Annotated in this window: 4 protein-coding genes; 2 read left to right on the top strand and 2 right to left on the bottom strand. The window is 35.4% G+C overall.

Annotated features, from left to right (window positions below; genetic code table 11):
* Positions 1-1,159 precede the first annotated feature (1,159 nt).
* Positions 1,160-2,092, top strand: coding sequence for an NAD-dependent epimerase/dehydratase family protein (locus F6K22_RS31245; RefSeq protein ID WP_293107228.1), 933 nt, complete (start codon positions 1,160-1,162; stop codon positions 2,090-2,092).
* A 310-nt stretch (positions 2,093-2,402) separates the two neighbouring features.
* Positions 2,403-2,561 (top strand): hypothetical protein, encoded by a 159-nt coding sequence (locus F6K22_RS31240; protein WP_293107226.1) that lies wholly within the window; start codon positions 2,403-2,405, stop codon positions 2,559-2,561.
* 396 nt (positions 2,562-2,957) lie between these two features.
* Here the strand turns inward: F6K22_RS31240 and F6K22_RS31235 are convergent, their stop codons facing one another.
* Together F6K22_RS31235 and F6K22_RS31230 are read right to left on the bottom strand one after the other, a co-directional pair.
* Positions 2,958-3,989, bottom strand: a complete 1,032-nt coding sequence (locus F6K22_RS31235; RefSeq protein WP_293107223.1) for a S66 peptidase family protein — start codon at positions 3,987-3,989, stop codon at positions 2,958-2,960.
* An 837-nt stretch (positions 3,990-4,826) separates the two neighbouring features.
* Positions 4,827-5,020, bottom strand: a 194-nt coding sequence (locus F6K22_RS31230) for a hypothetical protein (RefSeq protein ID WP_293107220.1), incomplete at its 5' end; no start/stop codon positions are given.

Genomic DNA, 5,020 nt, shown 5'->3' with positions numbered 1-5,020 from the left:
CTATTACAAAGAATAGTGAATAGGAAATAGGGAATAAGCTAAGACGCATTTAAAATGTGTCTTAGCAAGTCAGATAGGGTCGCCGTCGGATTGGCGACGTCAAGAAGTAATAAGGGTTGTACTTTTAACTTGGTAGACAACAAATTAAGTCGTTTAAATGCAAAACCGCTTAGGGAATAGGAATTATAGATATAGTAATCCTAAATTGGTTATGATCTTTGTTTATAACAATTAATATTAACGGAAAACCTTGAAAATTCTCTACATTGCCAACCCGATGGCTCCTCTACCTAACTACTGGCTACTATCAGAAAAATATTACAACTCAAATAGGATTGCTATAAGAAATAAAAAACTATATATTATGAACATAATAACTGCTATTTTCTAGGCTTTTAGGTGACAGTAAAATTATGACATCTGATTTTTGATGGCTATTATAAGTATAGCAATTTTTAGGTTAGGATGATATAGCAATTATCATGTGTGAGTGAGGTATAAATTCCTAGGCTTTAGGGAATAGCTTAACTGGGAATAGATAACAGAAAAAAGAAAAATAACTGTAAGCATTCAACCTTCAGCTTTTACCCTTCAACTATTAGAGTTTACTTATAGCTTTATGAGGAAATAAAAGCAATTGAGAAGTTGAATGAGAATTAAACATTACTGTTAAAAAAACTCCCTTAAGCTGAGTAGTAATTATTTCAGGAAGTACGCATTTTTAGGTACTAAATACTATATATAGAAATTCCCATAGTGGTAAGGTACGCGCATTCGTTTGTTTTAGGGAACAGGGAACAGGGAATAGGGAGTAGAAAAGAAATAAGTATAGGTGTACCTTATTAGCCTGAGAAACGCTATATACTCACTATAGTTTTTATATACAATCTGTAAAGTTGTGGCGTTAATTGCTGAGAGCTGACTGCTAATACCTGTTTGCGCAGAATTCTGTAGGAAATACTTACAAATAACTGTACTTAAATAAAGGGTAAAAAAACATCTATATTTAAAAATAAAAAATAATGTATTAAGGAAATAATTCTCTTGACTTTAAGGAGAGTATATGATAAACATACAAAAAAAATTAATGTAACTTTTGACTTTTGACTTGGTAAATAGGTATGATGAGATTATTAGCTATTTAGAACAAGAGGGAAAAATGCGAATATTGATTATGGGTGGCACCCGATTCATAGGGGTCTATTTAACTAAAATTTTGGTAGAGCAAGGGCATGAAATTGTATTATTTAATCGTGGAAATAAACTTGCTCCAGTTTCAGGAATAACAGAAATTCATGGGGATAGAACTGATGCTAGCCAACTCAAAGAAAAATTAGCATCGGAAAAATTTGATGCTGTTTTTGACAATAACGGACGAAAATTAACTGATACAAAACCTCTGGCAGAAATCTTTCAAGGTCAAGTCAAACATTTCGTTTATATGAGTTCTGCTGGAGTTTATTTAAAGTCTGACCAAATGCCTCATATTGAAGGAGATGCTATAGACCCAAAAAGTCGTCATTTAGGAAAATATGAAACAGAAACAGAATTAGCAAATCAAGGTTTACCCTGGACTTCTATTCGCCCTACTTATATTTACGGACCACAAAATTATAATGATTTAGAAGCATGGTTTTTTGACAGAATTGTACGCGATCGCCCGATTCCTATTCCTGGTAATGGAGTTCATATTACTCAATTAGGTCATGTCAAAGATTTAGCAATGGCAATGGCAAATGTTTTAGGAAATGACAAAGCAATTGGACAAATTTATAATATTTCTGGAGAACGTTTTGTCACTTTTGATGGTTTAGCTCGCGCTTGTGCTGAAGCTGCTGGAAAATCTCCTGATTCTATTAAGTTAGTACATTACGATCCGAAGCAATTTGACTTTGGAAAAAAGAAAGCTTTTCCATTACGACTTCAACATTTTTTTGCCAGTGTAAATAAAGCGATGACAGAATTAAATTGGCAGCCAGAATTTGATTTAGTTTCTGGGTTAAAAGATTCATTTGAAAATGATTTTATCGCCTCCGGTCGTGACAAAGCAGAGATAGATTTTTCAGTTGATGATGAAATTTTGAAAGTGTAATATGACGTCCGGTTGAATAGTTATAAATAACAAGGGAGGAGTCAAGAGTCAGGAGGGAAGAGGGGAAAAAGAAAGTATAAAAAGGAGAAAGTTTTTTGATCGCTAATTATCCGGACATGATATAATTTCAAATTTGGTAGTATCGGTATAAAAAAGTATAGAAACCGGGTTTATTAAATGCCCCACCATACTAACATCTACCTCACATAAACCCGGTTTCTTATAATACTCTAAGCGCAAGTAGATTTTGATATAAGTTTGAGGTAGTCAGCTTGAAATTATCTTCTTGGTCATTTGTCAAAAAAATTAGATGCGTTTTCCCTGGGGTGGTGGTACGTCTTGGAATTGGCAGAATGCTATCAACCTCTGCGAAGGGACGCAAAATGCAAGTTTGACGATACGTTGCTTCCAACGAGAAATTCAAAAACGGCGTCCATGGTCACAAGCTATCCAGACCTGTAGCAAATAGGAGAAAACTATTGCCGTTGTTGCCAGTACAAACGATAATATCTGATATAGAATCCGGTTGAAAAGTCGTCATTGCGACGATAGGAAGCAATCTCGTGAAACCCCTGAGATTGCTTCCTTCCACTCCGTTCCAGTCGCTGCGGACTTGGCTATAGCAATTATCCGGATTCTATATGATTCTTCAAATGCAGCAGGCGATCGCTAGTAAAAGCAAATTTACTATGGGCGATCGTCTTTTTCCTTCAGGACTTACGCATGAGGCAGGAAAAACTAGGATTTGAGATTGCTTCCCTGTCGGTCGATAGGGACGGAAATACGTTGCAGGTGCCTAAGTCCTATCCTTGATAAATTCTTTTCCTTCGTGACTCCTATAACAGTTTTTAAGCAGTTATTTAGCCTAAACAACTGCACTTTCTAACATTTTAATCGTACCGCGACTTGCATCTATCTCTACTTCTACTCCCAATGGTACTGTAAACTTATCCCGAATATGACCGATCGCCGTACCATACCAAGCGGGAATACCTAGAGGTCGAATAATATCTAACAAAACCTGCCATAAAGTTAATGTGGGAAAATCATCCTCTTCATCCAGACATCGAGTACATCTGGCAAACACAAAACCCTCCAACTGTTGCAAAATGCCAGCTAAACTCAAATGAGTCAACATTCGATCTACCCGATAAACATCTTCTCTAATCTCCTCCACAAACAAAATTTTCCCTCCCCAGTCTGGCAAAAAATTCGATCCCACCATCGCCGTTAACACAGACAAGTTTCCTCCTATCAGTCGCCCCCGTGCTTTTCCACTTGTAATAGTTTTGACAATATTCGTAGGAGGTTGCAAAGTCATCGCCTTTCCTGCAAACAGTATATCTTTGAGATAACCAACAGAAAATTTATTCCAGGTAGATGTACCAAAAGGTCCGTGAAATGTCACCAGACCAGTGCGTGCGTATATTGCCAACAATAGAGCAGTAATATCACTGTAACCAATGATAATTTTGGGATTTTTCCGAATTAAGTCATAGTCTAATAATGGTAAGATGCGACTGCTACCCCAACCACCTGTAGTTGTCACCAATGCTTTTACCTCATCATCCGCAAACATAGCATTAATATCTGCTGCGCGGTCTATATCTTTACCTGCTAAATATCCATATCGATCGAGAACGTGGGGGGCAACTTTGACTTTTAATTTTTGTTGCCCTAAAACCAAATTGATGTATTTGAGTTGATGTTTATAAATCATGGTTGCAGGACTAACTACTGCTACGGTATCGCCTATTTTTAGGCGGGGTGGTTTGAGGATGGGTTGGGGCGATATTGCTGACGCAACGCGCAGCGAAAGCTTCTTGGTAGCAGTAAGTTGGGTTGCCAATAAACTTAGACCTAGGAATTTTAAAAAGTAACGGCGATCGCTAATCATTAAAATAGGAATAAAAACAGATAAATTTCTTGATTATATTCTATAGGAAAGGATAAAAATACAACGACTTTTTTTTACTAATACCAATTGGCAAAAATTTGCCTACAAATTCTTAAGTCGTTGGTCAGAGTAGGAGTAATGTATGAATTATTCCTACTTCTATTATTTGTAATATATTTGATCAATCAGCTCTAAGGCATAAAAATTAGAGAATGTTTTAACCCAACCCTCAAATATTATATAGGGTCGCTAGAATTGGTTAGATCAACAAGTTTTGAATTTTCGGGAACAGGGAACAGAAAAAAATACTGTATCTCATTAATACTGAAATTAAAATCAACTACAATTACAAAGTTCTCAATTTACCTTCCTGTGAATTTTTAGCTCGTGTCGGTGGGTATGGTTTCCTGTTAAAGTTGGAAAAATATGTAGGATATTTAAAAGTTTCTTTTCAGGTACAGTAAATAATCTGTATTTCATAAATAGTTCAATAATTTATCTCCAAAATGATTTAGGCTTACTATGTAAAAGTTTTTCCTGTAGATAACTAAGGTCTTCTTTCTTGTGTCTGTAAATTTTGAGATTATGTCTGTTGGTACAGTCGCCTCTCAAAGTTGGGAAAATATCTACTATATTTAAAAATTTCCTTGTGTTAAAGTTTTTCCTGTAGATAACTAAGGTCTTCTTTCTTGTGTCTGTAAATTTTGAGATTATGTCTGTTGGTACAGTCGCCTCTCAAAGTTGGGAAAATATCTACTATATTTAAAAATTTCCTTGTGTTAAAGTTTTTCCTGTAGATAACTAAGGTCTTCTTTCTTGTGTCTGTAAATTTTGAGATTATGTCTGTTGGTACAGTCGCCTCTCAAAGTTGGGAAAATATCTACTATATTTAAAAATTTCCTTGTGTAAAAGTTTTTCCTGTAGATAACTAAGGTCTTCTTTCTTGTGTCTGTAAATTTTGAGATTATGTCTGTTGGTACAGTCGCCTCTCAAAGTTGGGAAAATATCTACTATATTTAAAAATTTCCTTG

Origin of the sequence: Okeania sp. SIO2F4 (assembly GCF_010672385.1) — a bacterium.
Lineage (GTDB): Bacteria > Cyanobacteriota > Cyanobacteriia > Cyanobacteriales > Microcoleaceae > Trichodesmium.
The sequence above is the reverse complement of the archived record's forward strand: the minus strand, read 5'-3'. Positions and strand labels throughout refer to the sequence as shown.